The organism is Citrobacter sp. R-1.5.2 (assembly GCF_035064245.1).
Classification (GTDB): Bacteria; Pseudomonadota; Gammaproteobacteria; order Enterobacterales; family Enterobacteriaceae; genus Citrobacter.
In genome coordinates this window covers 66,399-83,408 of the sequence record NZ_JASEYC010000007.1, presented here as the reverse complement: position 1 = coordinate 83,408, position 17,010 = coordinate 66,399, and the positions used below count along the sequence as shown (strand labels likewise).

The 17,010-nt window shown below is 53.1% G+C and carries 12 protein-coding genes; 4 read left to right on the top strand and 8 right to left on the bottom strand.

The window, feature by feature from the left end; all coding sequences use genetic code 11:
• Positions 1 to 92: 92 nt before the first annotated feature.
• Together QMN38_RS14315 and greB are read right to left on the bottom strand one after the other, a co-directional pair.
• The gene (locus QMN38_RS14315) at positions 93 to 2,426 is read right to left on the bottom strand and encodes a Tex family protein (RefSeq protein WP_323605247.1); all 2,334 of its coding nucleotides are present in this window, start codon (positions 2,424 to 2,426) and stop codon (positions 93 to 95) included.
• 98 nt (positions 2,427 to 2,524) lie between these two features.
• On the bottom strand, positions 2,525 to 2,998 hold the full coding sequence (gene greB / locus QMN38_RS14310; protein ID WP_137383524.1) for a transcription elongation factor GreB: 474 nt from the start codon (positions 2,996 to 2,998) through the stop codon (positions 2,525 to 2,527).
• Between the two features lie 225 nt (positions 2,999 to 3,223).
• Here greB and ompR point away from each other — a divergent pair, with 225 nt between their 5' ends.
• Entirely contained in the window at positions 3,224 to 3,943 is a 720-nt protein-coding gene (ompR, locus tag QMN38_RS14305) for an osmolarity response regulator transcription factor OmpR (protein WP_001157751.1), read from the top strand.
• Positions 3,940 to 5,292: a two-component system sensor histidine kinase EnvZ gene (gene envZ / locus QMN38_RS14300; RefSeq protein WP_137383523.1), complete on the top strand. Its 1,353-nt coding sequence runs from the start codon at positions 3,940 to 3,942 to the stop codon at positions 5,290 to 5,292. The genes ompR and envZ overlap by 4 nt, the downstream gene beginning before the upstream one ends.
• Before the next feature lie 109 nt (positions 5,293 to 5,401).
• Here the strand turns inward: envZ and pckA are convergent, their stop codons facing one another.
• Positions 5,402 to 7,024: a phosphoenolpyruvate carboxykinase (ATP) gene (gene pckA, locus QMN38_RS14295; RefSeq protein WP_271441391.1), complete on the bottom strand. Its 1,623-nt coding sequence runs from the start codon at positions 7,022 to 7,024 to the stop codon at positions 5,402 to 5,404.
• 378 nt (positions 7,025 to 7,402) lie between these two features.
• Between pckA and QMN38_RS14290 the strand changes: the two genes are divergently transcribed.
• Complete coding sequence (locus QMN38_RS14290; protein WP_323605246.1) at positions 7,403 to 9,121, top strand: DUF4153 domain-containing protein; 1,719 nt, start codon at positions 7,403 to 7,405, stop codon at positions 9,119 to 9,121.
• Between the two features lie 93 nt (positions 9,122 to 9,214).
• On the opposite strand, the gene hslO is transcribed toward QMN38_RS14290, so the two are convergent.
• The 4 genes from hslO to igaA all read right to left on the bottom strand — a co-directional run bounded on the left by hslO (position 9,215) and on the right by igaA (position 13,396).
• Positions 9,215 to 10,093, bottom strand: a complete 879-nt coding sequence (gene hslO / locus QMN38_RS14285; protein WP_005121631.1) for an Hsp33 family molecular chaperone HslO — start codon at positions 10,091 to 10,093, stop codon at positions 9,215 to 9,217.
• Between the two features lie 24 nt (positions 10,094 to 10,117).
• Positions 10,118 to 10,519 (bottom strand): ribosome-associated heat shock protein Hsp15, encoded by a 402-nt coding sequence (gene hslR, locus QMN38_RS14280; RefSeq protein WP_271441393.1) that lies wholly within the window; start codon positions 10,517 to 10,519, stop codon positions 10,118 to 10,120.
• A gap of 10 nt (positions 10,520 to 10,529) precedes the next feature.
• The gene (gene yrfG, locus QMN38_RS14275) at positions 10,530 to 11,198 is read right to left on the bottom strand and encodes a GMP/IMP nucleotidase (RefSeq protein WP_271441394.1); all 669 of its coding nucleotides are present in this window, start codon (positions 11,196 to 11,198) and stop codon (positions 10,530 to 10,532) included.
• Positions 11,199 to 11,260: 62 nt separating this feature from the next.
• Positions 11,261 to 13,396, bottom strand: coding sequence for an intracellular growth attenuator protein IgaA (gene igaA / locus QMN38_RS14270; protein WP_323605245.1), 2,136 nt, complete (start codon positions 13,394 to 13,396; stop codon positions 11,261 to 11,263).
• Positions 13,397 to 13,718: 322 nt separating this feature from the next.
• On the opposite strand from igaA, the gene nudE reads away from it, so the two are divergent.
• Complete coding sequence (nudE, locus tag QMN38_RS14265; protein WP_115602375.1) at positions 13,719 to 14,279, top strand: ADP compounds hydrolase NudE; 561 nt, start codon at positions 13,719 to 13,721, stop codon at positions 14,277 to 14,279.
• Between the two features lie 112 nt (positions 14,280 to 14,391).
• Here the strand turns inward: nudE and mrcA are convergent, their stop codons facing one another.
• Positions 14,392 to 16,944, bottom strand: a complete 2,553-nt coding sequence (gene mrcA, locus QMN38_RS14260) for a peptidoglycan glycosyltransferase/peptidoglycan DD-transpeptidase MrcA (protein WP_271441396.1) — start codon at positions 16,942 to 16,944, stop codon at positions 14,392 to 14,394.
• Between the last annotated feature and the right edge of the window lie 66 nt (positions 16,945 to 17,010).

Sequence of the window (17,010 nt, the reverse complement as noted above, 5' to 3'; positions counted from 1 at the left end):
CGACGCTCATGCGTCTTATCCGGCCTACGAATTAATTGCGCCAACCCGGCCGGACAGGGCGTTTACGCCGCCATCCGGCACATGGTTTAAACTTAGCGCTTTTTACCCATTGCCGCCGCCAGCGCATCCATCATCGCGCTGTTGCCCGCAGGCTGTGCCTCACGGCCACGCGGTTTCGCCGCTTTTGGTGCCGGGCGATTGCCCTGAGTGCGTTCGTTATTCCCGCCGCCGCGACGCGCATTAGTTTCACCCGGCTGCTCGTCCAGACGCATGGTCAGCGCGATACGCTTACGCTGCAGGTCAACTTCCAGCACTTTCACCTTCACAATGTCGCCCGCTTTCACCACGGTGTGTGGATCTTCGACGAACTTATTCGACAGTGAAGAGATATGCACCAGACCATCCTGATGAACGCCGATATCAACAAACGCGCCGAAGTTGGTGACGTTGGTGACTGCGCCTTCCAGAATCATTCCCGGCAGCAGATCGTTCATGGTTTCTACGCCATCGGCAAACTGCGCGGTTTTAAACTCAGGACGCGGATCGCGGCCCGGCTTTTCCAGCTCTTTGATGATGTCGGTGACGGTCGGCACCCCGAAGCGTTCGTCGGTGAAGTCGGACGCTTTGAGATGACGCAGCGCGTCGCTGTTGCCCATCAGGTCACGCAGCGATTGCTCGGTGGCGGCCAGAATGCGTTCCACTATCGGGTAGGCTTCCGGGTGAACCGTGGAAGCGTCCAGCGGGTTGTCGCCGTGGTTGATACGCAGGAAGCCCGCGCACTGTTCAAAGGCTTTTGGCCCCAGACGACTGACTTTTAGCAACTGCTGACGGTTCTGGAACTGGCCGTTCTCATCACGCCAGGCGACGATGTTTTGCGCCATCATGCGGGTCAGGCCGGCAACGCGGGTCAGCAGGGGGACGGAGGCGGTGTTCAGATCAACGCCGACGGCATTTACGCAGTCTTCCACCACCGCATCCAGCTTACGGGCAAGCTGGGTCTGGCTAACGTCGTGCTGATACTGGCCCACACCGATAGATTTCGGGTCGATTTTCACCAGTTCAGCCAACGGGTCCTGCAGACGGCGAGCAATAGATACTGCGCCACGCAGCGACACATCGAGGTCCGGGAACTCCAGCGCCGCCAGTTCAGAGGCAGAGTAAACCGATGCCCCGGCTTCACTGACAATCACTTTCTGTGCGGTCACTTGCGGGAATTGCTTCTGTACGTCGAGGAAGAAACGTTCGGTTTCGCGCGACGCCGTACCGTTACCAATGGCTACCAGCTCTACGTTGTACTTCTCACATAACGCTGCAACGGCAACGGCGGCTTTGGCAGCCTGACCGGTATGTGGATAAATAGTGTCGGTGGCGACCAGCTTGCCGGTACCGTCAACAACAGCCACTTTTACACCGGTACGCAGGCCCGGATCGAGACCCATTGTGGCGCGCAGTCCGGCCGGGGCCGCCATCAGCAGGTCGTGCAGGTTACGGGCAAAGACGTTGATTGCTTCATCTTCTGCGCGTTCGCGCACAGTGCCCATCAGTTCGGTTTCGAGGTGCATCAGCACCTTAATGCGCCATGTCCAGCTGACAACGCCTTTACGCCAGCTGTCTGCCGGTTCGTTGTTCAGTCGCAGGCCAAGGTGATCCTGAATGATTTGCTCGCCGTGGCTCTCTTTCGGTGGCTCATCGAACTGCGGATCGGCATTTAGAGACAGCTGTAAGATGCCTTCGTTACGGCCGCGGAACATAGCCAGCGCACGGTGAGACGGCACGGTAGAAATCGGTTCGTGGTGATCGAAGTAGTCGCGGAATTTCGCGCCTTCCTCTTCTTTACCGCTTACCACGGTGGAAACCAGATGCGCGTTTTTCCACAGGTAGTCACGCACTTTCGCCAGCAGTGCGGCATCTTCAGCGAAGCGTTCCATCAGGATGTAACGTGCACCGTCAAGGGCCGCTTTGGTATCCGCCACACCGTTGTCGGCGTTGAGGTATTTGGCCGCTTCTGTTTCCGGGTCGTGAGACGGCGCGTTCCACAACAGGTCTGCCAGCGGCTCCAGTCCGGCCTCAATGGCGATTTGCCCACGGGTGCGGCGTTTAGGTTTGTACGGCAGATAAAGGTCTTCGAGTTCGGTCTTACTTAACGTGCCGTTGATAGCGTTTGCCAGGTCGTCGGTCAGTTTGCCTTGCTCGCCGATAGATTTCAGGATCGCCTGACGGCGGTCTTCCAGTTCACGCAGATACCCCAGACGGGTCTCCAGATTACGCAGTTGCGTATCATCCAGACCGCCGGTGATTTCCTTACGATAACGTGCGATAAACGGCACGGTGTTCCCTTCGTCAAGCAGGCGAACGGCAGCTTCTACCTGTTCTGCACGAGCCTGAATTTCACCTGCGATAATGCGGCAGAAAGAATCATTCATCATGGATAGCTTCGTCTATAGGATAAAAAATCAGGGGATAGTTATACGGACTGACTGGCAAAAATGCCAGTCATCTACAGGGGCTTCGGATTGTTCCGGTCTCACTTCACGTATTCGATCTCATTGACGTACCAGCTGGCTTCCCCGGCAGGGGTGTTCACCACCGCGAGATCGCCGACCTCTTTTTTCAGCAGCGCACGCGCCATGGGGGAATCGATAGAGATGTAATCCTTACGGCCAAAAATTTCATCGTAGCCAACAATGCGGAATTTGCGGATATCGCCATTGTCGTTTTCAATCTCGACCCACGCGCCAAAGAAGACTTTACCCTCTTGCTGTGGGGAGTAATCGACAATTTTCAGATTCTCCATGCACTTGGTCAAATAACGGACGCGACGGTCGATCTCGCGCAGGCGCTTTTTATTATACTGGTAGTCAGCATTTTCGCTGCGGTCGCCCAGACTTGCGGCCCAGGTAACCTTCTTGGTGACTTCCGGGCGCTCTTCACGCCAGAGATAATTGAGCTCTTGTTTGAGTTTTTCATACCCTTCACGGGTTATCAGGGGCGTTTTCATCTTATTGTTTTACCTTCGACTCTGTGATGATGCGCACAATTAGTATTACATGAGCATATCAACAGAATAAATAATGTATTGCGAGAAACATTGTATACTTAAGCTGCTGTTTAATATGCTTTGTAACAATTTAGCCTGGAATTCATACCAGAATTTGCTGGTGACTCACGCGAGCTTTCTTAAGAATATACACTTAATTGTTGCGAACCTTTGGGAGTAATAACAATGCAAGAGAACTATAAGATTCTGGTGGTCGATGACGACATGCGCTTGCGTGCGCTTCTGGAACGTTATCTGACCGAGCAGGGCTTCCAGGTTCGAAGCGTCGCAAACGCTGAGCAGATGGACCGTCTGCTGACCCGTGAGTCCTTCCACTTGATGGTTCTGGATTTAATGCTGCCAGGGGAAGATGGCCTGTCAATTTGCCGCCGCCTGCGCAGTCAAAGCAACCCAATGCCGATCATTATGGTGACGGCGAAGGGCGAAGAGGTTGACCGTATCGTTGGGCTGGAAATCGGTGCTGACGATTACATCCCGAAACCCTTTAACCCACGTGAACTGCTGGCGCGTATTCGCGCGGTGTTGCGTCGTCAGGCGAACGAACTGCCGGGCGCGCCTTCTCAGGAAGAAGCCGTTATCGCTTTCGGTAAGTTTAAGCTGAACCTGGGGACGCGTGAAATGTTCCGCGAAGATGAGCCGATGCCGCTCACCAGCGGTGAATTTGCGGTGCTGAAAGCGTTGGTAAGCCACCCACGTGAACCGCTGTCCCGCGATAAACTGATGAACCTGGCGCGTGGTCGTGAGTACTCCGCGATGGAACGTTCCATCGACGTGCAGATTTCTCGTCTGCGTCGTATGGTGGAAGAAGACCCGGCTCATCCTCGTTATATTCAGACCGTATGGGGTCTGGGCTACGTTTTTGTTCCGGACGGTTCTAAAGCATGAGGCGAATGCGCTTCTCGCCACGAAGTTCGTTTGCTCGCACGTTATTGCTTATCGTCACCTTGCTGTTTGCAAGCCTGGTGACGACCTACCTTGTGGTGCTGAACTTCGCGATTCTGCCGAGCCTCCAGCAGTTTAATAAGGTCCTGGCCTACGAAGTCCGTATGCTGATGACTGATAAACTGCAACTGGAGGACGGTACGCAACTGGTAGTGCCACCTGCATTCCGTCGGGAAATTTACCGTGAGCTCGGTATTTCCCTCTATTCCAACGAAGCCGCTGAAGAAGCGGGTCTGCGTTGGGCGCAACACTATGAATTCTTAAGCCATCAGATGGCGCAGCAGTTGGGTGGTCCAACGGAAGTACGTGTTGAGGTCAACAAGAGCTCGCCTGTCGTCTGGCTGAAAACCTGGCTGTCGCCCAACATCTGGGTACGCGTGCCGCTCACTGAAATCCATCAGGGTGACTTCTCACCGCTGTTCCGCTATACGCTGGCGATCATGCTGCTGGCTATTGGTGGCGCGTGGCTATTTATCCGTATTCAGAACCGGCCGTTGGTGGATCTTGAACATGCAGCGCTGCAGGTAGGGAAAGGCATTATTCCGCCGCCGCTGCGCGAGTATGGCGCCTCTGAGGTGCGCTCTGTGACCCGAGCCTTCAACCATATGGCCGCCGGTGTAAAACAGCTGGCCGATGACCGTACGCTGTTAATGGCGGGCGTGAGCCATGATTTACGCACCCCGCTTACGCGTATCCGTCTGGCGACGGAAATGATGGGCGAAGAAGACGGATACCTCGCGGAATCCATCAACAAGGACATCGAAGAGTGTAATGCCATTATCGAACAGTTCATCGATTATCTGCGAACGGGTCAGGAGATGCCGATGGAAATGGCCGATCTGAACTCGGTATTAGGTGAAGTGATCGCGGCAGAAAGTGGTTACGAGCGTGAAATTGATACTGCATTACTTCCTGGCGTCATTCAGGTGAAGATGCACCCACTGTCTATCAAACGCGCGGTTGCTAATATGGTGGTTAACGCTGCCCGCTACGGTAATGGCTGGATTAAGGTCAGTAGCGGTATGGAAGCGCATCGCGCCTGGTTCCAGGTCGAAGATGACGGGCCGGGTATCAAACCGGAACAGCGTCAACACCTGTTCCAGCCGTTTGTACGCGGCGATAGCGCGCGTAGCACCAGCGGCACGGGCCTGGGACTGGCGATTGTGCAGCGTATTATCGATAACCATAACGGTATGCTGGAAATTGGTACCAGTGAACGGGGCGGGCTGTCGATACGCGCCTGGCTTCCGGTGCCCTTCACGCGTGCGCAGGGGACAACGAAAGACGCGTAGAAAAGGGAGGCTAAATGCCTCCCTTTTTATTTCGCTAACCGCCTGATGTTGCTGCGCTTATCAGTTGCTGTAGGCCGGATAAGACGAAGCCGCCATCCGGCACTTTTGGTTACAGCTTCGGACCGGCGCTGACTAACGCGGCGCCCGCAGGCGTGTCGGTGTACTTCTCGAAGTTCTCAATAAACAGTTTCGCCAGAGCATTGGCTTTTTCCTGCCACTGCTCCGGGGATGCGTAGGTATTACGCGGATCGAGAATACGTGTATCCACACCCGGCAGTTCGGTTGGGATTGCCAGGTCAAACATCGGCAGACGGAACGTTTCTGCGTCATCCAGAGACCCGTTCAGGATGGCATCGATAATGGCACGGGTATCTTTGATTGAGATACGTTTGCCGGTGCCGTTCCAGCCGGTGTTAACCAGATAAGCCTGTGCGCCAGCCGCCTGCATGCGTTTTACCAGCACTTCTGCGTACTGCGTTGGGTGCAGTGACAGGAATGCTGCGCCGAAGCAGGCAGAGAAGGTTGGTGTTGGCTCAGTAACGCCACGCTCGGTACCAGCCAGTTTGGCGGTAAAGCCAGACAGGAAGTGATACTGCGTTTGATCGGCCGTCAGGCGAGAAACCGGTGGCAGTACGCCAAATGCGTCGGCGGTCAGGAAGATGACTTTGGTTGCATGACCCGCTTTTGACACCGGCTTAACGATATTGTCGATGTGATAAATCGGGTAGGAAACGCGGGTGTTCTCGGTTTTGGAACCATCATCGAAATCGATGGAGCCATCTTCGCGCACGGTGACGTTTTCCAGCAGGGCATCACGGCGGATTGCGTTGTAGATTTCCGGTTCAGCATCTTTAGACAGTTTGATGGTCTTCGCGTAGCAACCGCCTTCGAAGTTAAATACGCCGTCGTCATCCCAGCCATGCTCATCATCGCCAATCAGGCGGCGTTTCGGGTCAGTGGACAGCGTGGTTTTACCGGTACCGGACAGACCAAAGAAGACTGCAACATCACCTTTTTCACCGACGTTTGCTGAGCAGTGCATCGATGCAATGCCTTTCAGCGGCAGCAGGTAGTTCATGACGGAGAACATACCTTTCTTCATCTCGCCGCCGTACCAGGTGCCGCCAATTAACTGAATGCGTTCAGTCAGGTTGAACGCCACGAAGTTTTCGGAGTTCAGACCTTGTTCTTTCCACTGTGGGTTAGTGCATTTTGCACCGTTCATCACGATGAAATCAGGTTTGAAATCAACCAGTTCTTCGTCGCTCGGGCGGATGAACATGTTTTTGACAAAATGTGCCTGCCAGGCGACTTCAGTAATGAAGCGCACGGAAAGGCGGGTATCCGCATTAGCACCGCAGAAAGCATCAATGATAAACAGACGTTTGCCGGAGAGTTGATGGGTGACTAACCCTTTCAAATGCTGCCAGGTTTCCTGGGAAAGCGGTTTGTTGTCGTTCTTACCTTTACCTTTGTCGGACCACCAGAGAGTGTCTCGTGTGGTGTCGTCACGGACAATGTACTTATCCTTTGGCGAACGCCCGGTAAAGATACCGGTATCAACTGCAACGGCGCCCAGATTCGTCAACACGCCACGCTCATAACCTTCCAGGTTTGGATCAAGTTCTTCCTGATAAAGCGTGTCGTAGTCTGGATTGTAAACGATATCCTGAACGTCATTGATACCATAAGCCTTGAGATCTTGCGGGGTTAAACTGTTGTTCACACGCATTTCACTGCTCCTTAGCCAATATGTATTACCTGGAATAGTAAGGTTTTTTAGGGATTGCTAACCGCGACAAGGCTCATAGATTTACGCATCCGGTAATTCCACGAATAACCGAATACGCTGCGACTCCTGTCACAAAGAGGCGGATATTATGGCAGGAAACCCTTTTTTGTTGTGGAAAATGTTCTTAAAACGTTAATGGAGAGTGTTTTTGGCGGGAATCTTGTGAGTGTAATCGCATTCATGTAAGAAATAAACGTAACTCAAACATAAACAATATCGATTCACCTCGCGCAGCTGAGGTCCGAAATGGGCTGACGAATACTCATATTTGTGAAGTTGATGCGATAATTAGATTTTATCTTCTTTCTGGAAAACGACATGGACAGTGTTGAGCTTTCACCAACGACCCGCTGGGGCATGGTCTTTATCGGACTGCTACAAGGGTGTGTGTGCTACCTGCTGATGGCGTATCTTGCGCCGCAGAACAGTGACTGGCTGTTCTACGGAATGCCCGTAACGATTGCACTCTCCTCCGCGCTTTTGCTGGCTGTCGTCTCATTTAAGCAACGTGCGCTATGGTGCTGGATGGCGCTGATCTGCGTGGTTGTGCTGGCGATGAGTGTGTGGCTGAAGTGGAGTGCGGCGGACAGTGACAGATGGCGACAGGATGACATTTTTTTTGCCTACGGTTGGCGCTTATTGTTGATGGCGATGCTGGCTTTGCCGTGGATTCAATATCAACTTCACGCCCGTCGTGAACAGGCTCGCTATCCACAGTTTTATACCTACCTGTGGCTTAACTCGCTGACGTTGCTGATCGCTTTTGTGGCCAACGGCCTGTTCTGGCTGGTGCTCCTGCTGTGGAGTGAAATGTTTCAACTGGTCGGAATCACTTTCTTCAACACGCTTTTCTTTGAGACTGACTGGTTTGTCTATCTGGCGCTTGGCCTGATCACTGCACTGGCAGTGGTACTGGCGCGTACGCAGTCGCGCCTGGTTGCTGCGGTTCAAAAGTTGCTGACGTTCCTCGCCACAGGTTTACTCCCACTGGTTGCACTGTTAGCGCTGATGTTTATGCTGACCCTGCCTTTCACCGGACTGGATGCTATCTCACAGCGCGTGTCAGCGGCGGGTCTAATGTCTACGTTGACGCTGATCTTCCTGTTGCTGATGGCCATCGTACGCGAGCCGCACAAAGAGGCGTTACCTTATCCTGGTGCATTACGATATTTGATTAACGCTTCACTGGTTGTTGCTCCTCTCTATATGCTGATTGCCGGTTGGGCAATGTGGCTGAGAATTCATCAGTATGGCTGGACGCCTGAGCGTTTGTATGGCGCATTAGTGGTCTTTGTATTACTGGTGTGGTCCCTCGGTTATCTGGTCAGTATTTTGCGCGCTGGAGGCAATCCGCTCGATATTCAGGGAAAGGTCATTCTTGGCGTTTCGCTCCTGACATTGGGCCTATTGATTCTGCTGACGTCGCCGGTCATTGATGTCTGGCGTATTAGCGTCAATAGCCATATGGGGCGCTACTACAGCGGGAAAATTACGGCTGACCAGGTCAGTCTGTATATGTTGGATCACAGCGGAAAACCCGGTCGCGCCGCACTGGAAGCATTACAAAAAGATGATGCGTTCAACAAAGACAGCAAACGCAGGCGTGATTTAAATGCCATTCTGCGAGGGCATCGCGATCCGGTAAATGAGCTGACGGCAACGCAGTTAGCGCCGAAGGTGATGATTGCACCGGGAAGCAAGAAACCCGATGACGCGTTTTGGACGTTTTTACAGGGACAACGCTACCGGATCGCTTCCTGTATCGAGCAGGATGCATGTGTGTTGGTGGATCAGGATCTCAACGCGGATGGGCAGCCCGAGCAAGTATTGTATGCTTTTGGTGATGGGGAGAGTCTGGTCTTTGGCGTTAAGGAGAACAAATGGGTGTTGATTGCGACAGCCCGACTACCGGAGGGATTCAATAAAGAGCAACTGCTGCAGGCGCTGGCGAATCATCAACTGGATTCGGCCCCCAGAGTCTGGCGGGATATCACCATTAATGGCAAAAGACTGCCAATGACTTATTACAATGAGTGAATCTGTTGCCGGATGGCGGCGCGAGCGCCGTATCCGGCCTACAACAGTTTTACCGTAGGCCTTAAAGCTGCGCGCCACCGGGCAAAACGGGGATTAATGCACCTGTGGATCGGCAGGGGAGGCGTTGCTGCGGATCTCTGCAATATCCATGGCGTTAAACAGATAGTGGCTACCGCAATAATCGCAGTGCATATCGATCTCACCTTCTTCTGCCAGAATGCTGTCAACTTCTTCATCCGGCAGCGTTTTCAGAGCGCCTGCGCAGCGTTCGCGTGAACAGGTACATTTGAACTCAACATCCTGCGGATCGTATAGGGTGACTTCTTCTTCGTGGTACAAACGCCACAGAACTTCGTTGGCTGGCAGCGTCAGCAACTCTTCGGCTTTGATGGTTTCTGTCAGTGCAGCAAGGTGATCGAAATCATCTGCCTGTGCGTTTTGCGCTGGCATGACCTGCAACAGCATACCGCCAGCAGCAGGTTTACCGTCGACGTCGCCAGTACGGATAAACAGACGCGTCGGCAGCTGTTCTGAACGCATGAAGTAATCTTCCAGGCAGGCCGCCAGCGTGTCACCTTCCAGACCGACCACGCCCTGATAGCGTTCGCCTTCTTCCGGTGTAATGGTGATCACCAGGTAGCCGTTGCCAACCAGTGTTTTCAGATCGGCATCTTCAGGGATATCACCCTGTATACGAGCCACTCCGCGCATTTGCTGGTTGTTGTTGCCGTTAATTACCGCCAGGCTCAACGGACCGTCGCCTTGCAGTTGAACGGTGATATCACCGGCAAACTTCAGCGTCGCGGTCAGTAGACTGGTGGCAACCAGCAGCTCCGCCAGCACGGTTTTGACCGGCTGTGGGTAAGTATGATTTTCGAGGATCTGTTGCAGGGTTTGTGAAACGGTTACCAGCTCGCCGCGCACGGCAAAGTTTTCAAACAGATAACGATGTAATTGGTCATGTTGCGGCATAATCATCTCTCTTGCAGGTGACAGTCACTCGCTGTCGCCGTGTTTAAATCGTAACAGGTCGCGGCGCTCTTTTTTGTCCGGTCGCCTGTCCGGATGCGGCATGGTTAACGCGTTAAGTTTACGCGCCAGCGCCATTTTTTCGCGTTTTTCCACGCTTTCCGCGGTTTCTTCATACAGCATAACGGCTTCAGTTGCCGGGCGACGCTGCTCGCTAATGGCTTTAATAATGACCGTCCGTTCGTCATTTCCCTGGCGCAGGGTGAGGGTCGCATTTAGCTCGACAATCTTACTCGGCTTGCTGCGCTGCCCGTTGTAATGCACCTTACCGCCTTCAACCATTTCGCGGGCGACTGCGCGCGTTTTATAAAAGCGTGCTGCCCACAGCCATTTATCCAGCCTGACTTCGACAAGGGGCTTCTCTTTCATGGCATCTCCTTCACATCAGTGAGGGGATCAGTCGGCGGTAGTCATTGAGTGACGGATGGCGTGCATACTGTTTTTCCGCTGTACCGGAGTCGGGATTGGTTACGCCGAGGCAGTAACGAATGCCGAATTGAGCAGCGGCGTCGAGAATGGGTTCGCTGTCGTCAATAAACAACGTCTTCTCTGCACTCATTCCCGTTTCTTCAGCGACAGCGTGCCATAACCGCTGATCCTCTTTGGGATAACCAAATGTGTGGGTGGAAAGTAATAAATCAAGGTGTGAGGCCAGACCGGTATGCTGAAGCTTCACCGCCAGGTTATGCGGATGCGCATTGGTGAGCAAAATACGACGTTTGCCGCTGGCTTTCAGAGCATCAAGGAACGGTACCGTATCTTCACGCAGTACGGCGCGTGGTCCCTGTGCGGTTGTCATAGCGCATATATCCAGACCCAGGCGTTCGCTCCAGTAATCCAGACAGTACCAGTTTAGCGTATGCTGTACGGCATGATACTGCTGACGAATAAATTCCTGGGCTTCCTGGGGAGAGATACCCTGTTGCGTGCCGTAGGTTTCCGGCACCAGTTTTTGCCAGAAATAGTTATCGAAAGCCAGATCGAGCAGCGTACCGTCCATATCCAGCAGAACGGTGTCGACGTCCTGCCAGGCAATATCTATGTGCATGGAAACTCCCCAGAGGAAAACAAGATGCGCGACAGGGTAGCATATTCCGTCGCGCGGGCGTGTTATCGAATCAGGCTTTCTGGGGCCTCAATCAGCGTTGGATTCAGGCAACTCTCGTAATATTCCTGAATCTCCGTGATGCGGGAACGATGACGCTGGTAACGTCTGAATGCCTGAACGCTGTTGTAGATAGCGCATCCCAGCATGGAGAGCATCAGCAACGTGGTGCCAAGATAGCGCCATAAACCTGAACGATCCGGGATTCGGTGCAGGCCAATGTGCTGGGTACCGTTGGCGTCGGTCGAGATGTTGGTGACAATCCCTTCAGCGCGAAATGGCGTTTGCATAAGCATCTGGGCAAGACGCTGGAAGGCGTTCCATTGTTCTTGTGGCGGATAGTCGTACAACGAGGTCGCCGGCCAGGGCTGATCAACCAGGTCGCTGCCTTCGTCACTGATAATCAGGAAACCACCGGGGGCAGGGCTATTCAGTGCCTGAGCCGCCCGGGCGGTCTCGCGTGAAATGAACGGTGCCGTAGAGGTATTCACCAGGTTATCCAGTGATTCGGCGCTTACCGGGCGCAACAGCACATTTACACCATCCAGTTTCCCGGCGTTTGCTCGCTTAACGAGAGCGTTCCAGTCCTTACTGTTACCCAGGTTAACCAGGGCATTTTTCAGGCGTACGCATTCATCTTCGGCGGCACACAGATCGGCGGTTTTCAGGACAATATCGCCAAAATCATCCAGCAACACCATGCCGGACTTCTGAATGGCTGAGCGTAACGATGAGCTGACGCGAGAGTCATCGTCGGGTTTGGGGTGCAGTTGGCGATTAACGCTTTGGGTCAGCGCCGTCGCCTTATTGACCAGGTCGGATTCGGGCAGCGGTAGGGCGCGCGCGTCATTCCAGATAATCTGCGAACAATCAAATGGCATAAAAGGTGTCGCAGGTTGTGCGTTCCAGCTCCCCTGAGTATGGATGTTACACATCCCCGTGCCACTCAGATGCAGCGTATCGCCCACGCGTACGCCTGCCTTTTCCAGTTGCTTAACGCTGGTGGCCTCAATAGTTTGCGCCCCTTTCATCCAGGAAAGCGTAAGTTTAATCGGCATATCCAACGGGACCCAAAACAGCAGCATTAGCAATACCAGCAACGAACCGCTGGCAATGACGGCGCTGCGTAGCCAGTGCTGCAACGGGAAGTTTTTCACCTCGTCATGCAACGATAAAAAACGCCCCTGGCGGACAACATGGCGATCCAGATAGATATCAATATCCGTTTGCTGGCCAAGGTCCTGTGCAATGTAAGGCTGCCAGTGTGGTGGATAAATCAGGTCAATAATACCCAGGGAGATATTATTAATTTGCTCCTGATCGTTTTCACCAAACAGCCCCCAGCGACGTGGAGTGCCACGCAGACAGTGGATTTCTCGTAAGGCCGTTTTAGACGGTGGTGCAAACAGGCCCCACAGACCCGCAGCCAGCAGCAACACTGCGCCACCGGCGGTCCACGGTACGAACGTGTCTGGCATGATTAAACAGAAAAAGAACAGCAGGAATGATGCGGCAATCAGTAACGCTTCGCGCAATCCCGACGGGCGGCTGAGCGCATACTCTTCATGCGTTTCCTGGCGAATATTCAGCAGTTCAATCTGCTCGCTTTCTTCACCGCGTATGGACGCCTGAGTAGACGCGGTATGCTGTAGCGCATAGCCACGCGCTTCCTGCATATACTCTTTCAGCGTGTGACCGTTCAACGAGATAACCAGCGGCAGCGTATTGGTGTGGATCAGCTCAACGCTGTTTTCATCATTGATGTATTGTTCCCAGAAGGGAGGCAAATGTACTTCGACGGAGTCGAGATAGTAGCGCCATTTGTTCGGATCGTCGGTGGTGATGCCATAGCGCGTAATGGAATGCGTCAGTACGATGACGCTATTACTTTGGGCATTCAGGGTTAACGATACCGGTGCCGAACTGGCACCTGTTGGGCCAGGCACCTGCTGAATTTGACTGAGGTTTTCGAGATAGTTTTCGACCGCACCACGTTCTTCGGGTGTTAGTTTACGCTTAGAGGCGTCAGAGAAGACGTTGCTCAACGGTAACTTTTGTTGTCTGAGTTTTGATCTGAATCGCCACCCTGCAAGCAATGAGCAGGCTAGCAAAGCAGCTAAAAAAATCAGAATGGTGCTCATGCTTTCCCCATCTTACTTAGTCTGTCAGGCGTGGTCAGTCGCACCCTGTTCAATATTCGTGATTCTGTGGTTGGCTATCGGCAAGTGTGGAGTTGAACTTGAGCATCTTTAAGTACAGCCCAATAAATGCGAATAATAGCAAAATCACCAAAAACGGAATATCAGCAAATTCCTGGAGTTATTTCAACCTATTGACTTTTAGTTTGAAATAGGGATTAACTTTTAGTACGTTACATAAATGTAAATAAACGGCAATTCACATTGCCGAAACCGTGCTGTATATCGCACAATAACCCCAGATTTCACAGCAAAGATCCTCATGATGAGCAAATCATTACAAAAACCCACGATTTTGAAAGTGGAAACCGTCGCACAATCCCGACTCTTTAAAGTCGAAAGCGTGGACCTTGAGTTCAGCAACGGCGTACGTCGTGTTTATGAGCGTATGCGCCCATCCACGCGCGAAGCGGTAATGATTGTGCCGATTGTGGATGACCACCTGATCCTCATTCGCGAATATGCGGTCGGAACTGAATCCTACGAGCTTGGTTTTTCCAAAGGGTTAATCGATCCGGGTGAAAGCGTGTTTGAAGCGGCTAACCGGGAACTGAAAGAAGAAGTGGGATACGGTGCGAAGGACCTGACGTTTTTGAAAAAACTCAGCATGGCACCTTCCTATTTCTCCAGCAAGATGAATATTGTGGTCGCAGAGGATCTTTATCCTGAGTCACTGGAAGGTGATGAGCCTGAGCCATTGCCACAGGTGCGCTGGCCGCTGGCGCATTTGATGGATCTGTTAGAAGACCCTGACTTCCACGAAGCGCGTAATGTCAGCGCGCTGTTCCTGGTTCGTGAATGGCTGAAAGGGCAAGGGCGATTGTAGTTTATGTTGCCGAATGTCGGCTGACGCCTTATCCGACCTACAACATCCAGCAATATCAAATGATTGCGCCGAAAATGTAGGCCGGATAAGCGAAGCGTCATCCGGCAAAAGATTAGAACAACTCGTGCGTCTCACCATTATCGATAATGGTTGTCCCCACCTCATGTACCGCCTGTTGCGTTGGCTGAGTACCTTCAATGAAATACTCCGCACGGCTGTTACCACCGTTCGCCAGTTGGCCGGTGCTACGATCGATATTGACGGTAACGATACCCGGTGGCGGCGTCAGCGGCTGCTCAGGTACACCTTCTAATACACTCTTCATGTAGGCATCCCACGCAGGTTGTGCACTCTTCGCACCACCTTCGTAGCCGGAGATTTGGTCTTTGATCGCGCCGGATGCCGTCGTATGTCCGAGATCGCGACGATGATCATCAAACCCGATCCATACCGAGGTCACTACTCCTGGGCCATAGCCGGAGAACCATGCATCTTTCGAGCTGTTGGTGGTCCCGGTTTTCCCGCCGATGTCATGGCGCTGTAAATCACGTCCTGCACGCCAGCCGGTTCCCATCCAGCCTGGTTCACCAAAGATATTGGTGTTCAACGCGCTCTTGATCAGGAAGGCCAGCGGCGTGTTGATGACGTGTGGTGCGTATTCTTGCGTTCCGCTTTGTGCGACCAGCGCCTGGTTAGCTTGTTCCAGCTGTGGCATGGGCACGGCGGCATTTTGTTGTTCCTGGGATACCGCAACATCTTCGACGTTACTGTTTTCCAGTACATTAGACTTCTGCGTATCGCCATAAATCACCGGAATATCACATTCCGGGCAGGCAATTTTTGGCTTCGCCTCAAAGATAACGCCACCCATATCGCTTTCAATCTTACTGATGAAATACGGGTCGACCAGGAATCCACCGTTCGCCATTACCGCGTAACCGCGAGCAACCTGCAGCGGAGTGAACGAGGCTGAACCCAGCGCCAGTGATTCAGTATGCACAATGTTCTGTGCCGGGAAACCGAAACGTTGCAGATACTCTGCCGCGTAATCCACACCCATTGCGCGCATAGCACGAACCATCACCACGTTTTTCGACTGACCCAGCCCCTGACGTAAGCGGATAGGGCCAGCATATTGCGGCGGTGAGTTTTTCGGCTGCCAGTCAGAACCTGCACCGGCATCCCAACGGGAAATTGGTACGTCATTCAGCATACTTGCCAGCGTCAGGCCTTTATCCATCGCGGCGGTATAGAGGAAGGGTTTGATGTTCGAACCCACCTGGCGTAATGCCTGGGTCGCACGGTTAAATTTGCTCTGGTTGAAATCAAAACCACCCACCAGTGCCAGCACTGCGCCGTTTTGCGGGTTAATCGAAACCAGTGCGGAGTTAACATCCGGCACTTGTGCCAGCCACCAGGCGTCGCCAACCTGGCGTACCCAGATTTGCTGACCGGCCTGAACCACATCGGTTACTTTACGTGGCGTCGGGCCTTGCTGTGTATCGGAACGATAAGGACGCGCCCAGCGCATACCTTCCATACGTAATGAGACCGAGGTTCCATCCGCCAACGCAGCGGTCGCTTCCTGTGGGTTGGCGCTGGTGACAACCGCGGGCAGCAGTGGGCCATAGGTCGGTAGCGCTTTCAGCGTATCGGTGATTTTCTTGCTATCCCAACTGGCTTCACCGACTTTCCACAGGACATTTGATGGGCCGCGGTAGCCGTGGCGCATGTCGTAATCCATGACATTGTTACGTACCGCCTGCTGGGCGGCCTGCTGGACTTTGCGCGTAATGGTAGTGGTGATGCGATACCCGTCTTCATAGGCTTTTTCACCATAACGGTTATACATCTCCTGACGCACCATTTCAGACAGATAAGGGGCTGAGAAAGCGATTTCCGGCGCGTGATAGTTGGCATCGATCGCTTCACTACGCGCCTGATCGTATTGGGCCTGAGTGATGTAGTTTTCGCTCAACATACGCGACAGTACAACGTTACGGCGCGCGGTTGCCCGGTCCATCGAATAGAGCGGGTTGAAGGTTGACGGCGCTTTTGGCAGACCGGCGATCACCGCGATTTCGCTTAAACTGAGTTGATCAACGGTCTTGCCGAAATAGACCTGCGCGGCAGCACCCACGCCGTAGGCGCGATACCCCAGATAGATCTTGTTCAGGTAAAGCTCGAGGATCTCGTCTTTACTCAGCAGTTGCTCAATACGGATAGCCAGGAACACTTCTTTAATCTTACGCATCAGCGTACGTTCCGGACTCAGGAAGAAGTTTCTTGCCAACTGCTGGGTAATGGTACTTGCCCCTTGTGAGGCATGGCCGGAGAACAACGCGACGCTGGCCGCACGGAAGATCCCCACCGGGTCCACCCCGTGGTGCTCATAGAAGCGGCTGTCTTCTGTAGCGATAAAGGCTTTAACCATTACCGGCGGCATTTGATCCAGCGTGACCGGAATTCGACGTTTCTCGCCATATTGCGCGATGAGTTCGCCGTCAGCACTGTAAACCTGCATAGGGATCTGCAGACGTACATCTTTTAGCGTCGCAACGTCAGGTAATTGTGGCTCGATATAGCGATAGAGGCCATAGATCGAGCCTGCTCCCAGCAGGATGCAACATACTGCAAGGATTAATAAATACTTTACGAACTTCACTGGAGATTTCCCATTTAGTGGCATTTGGGCAGTTTATAAACAAACGCGCGGTAGTATAAAGGCAAG

What these genes read in the sequence shown, in the direction of transcription:
- hslO (WP_005121631.1), bottom strand. Translation starts at nt 10,093, where the DNA reads ATGCCGCAACATGACCAATTACATCGTTATCTGTTTGAAAACTTTGCC.
- hslR (WP_271441393.1), bottom strand. Translation starts at nt 10,519, where the DNA reads ATGAAAGAGAAGCCCCTTGTCGAAGTCAGGCTGGATAAATGGCTGTGG.
- greB (WP_137383524.1), bottom strand. Translation starts at nt 2,998, where the DNA reads ATGAAAACGCCCCTGATAACCCGTGAAGGGTATGAAAAACTCAAACAA.
- nudE (WP_115602375.1), top strand. Translation starts at nt 13,719, where the DNA reads ATGAGCAAATCATTACAAAAACCCACGATTTTGAAAGTGGAAACCGTC.
- QMN38_RS14315 (WP_323605247.1), bottom strand. Translation starts at nt 2,426, where the DNA reads ATGATGAATGATTCTTTCTGCCGCATTATCGCAGGTGAAATTCAGGCT.
- yrfG (WP_271441394.1), bottom strand. Translation starts at nt 11,198, where the DNA reads ATGCACATAGATATTGCCTGGCAGGACGTCGACACCGTTCTGCTGGAT.
- ompR (WP_001157751.1), top strand. Translation starts at nt 3,224, where the DNA reads ATGCAAGAGAACTATAAGATTCTGGTGGTCGATGACGACATGCGCTTG.
- pckA (WP_271441391.1), bottom strand. Translation starts at nt 7,024, where the DNA reads ATGCGTGTGAACAACAGTTTAACCCCGCAAGATCTCAAGGCTTATGGT.
- envZ (WP_137383523.1), top strand. Translation starts at nt 3,940, where the DNA reads ATGAGGCGAATGCGCTTCTCGCCACGAAGTTCGTTTGCTCGCACGTTA.
- igaA (WP_323605245.1), bottom strand. Translation starts at nt 13,396, where the DNA reads ATGAGCACCATTCTGATTTTTTTAGCTGCTTTGCTAGCCTGCTCATTG.
- QMN38_RS14290 (WP_323605246.1), top strand. Translation starts at nt 7,403, where the DNA reads ATGGACAGTGTTGAGCTTTCACCAACGACCCGCTGGGGCATGGTCTTT.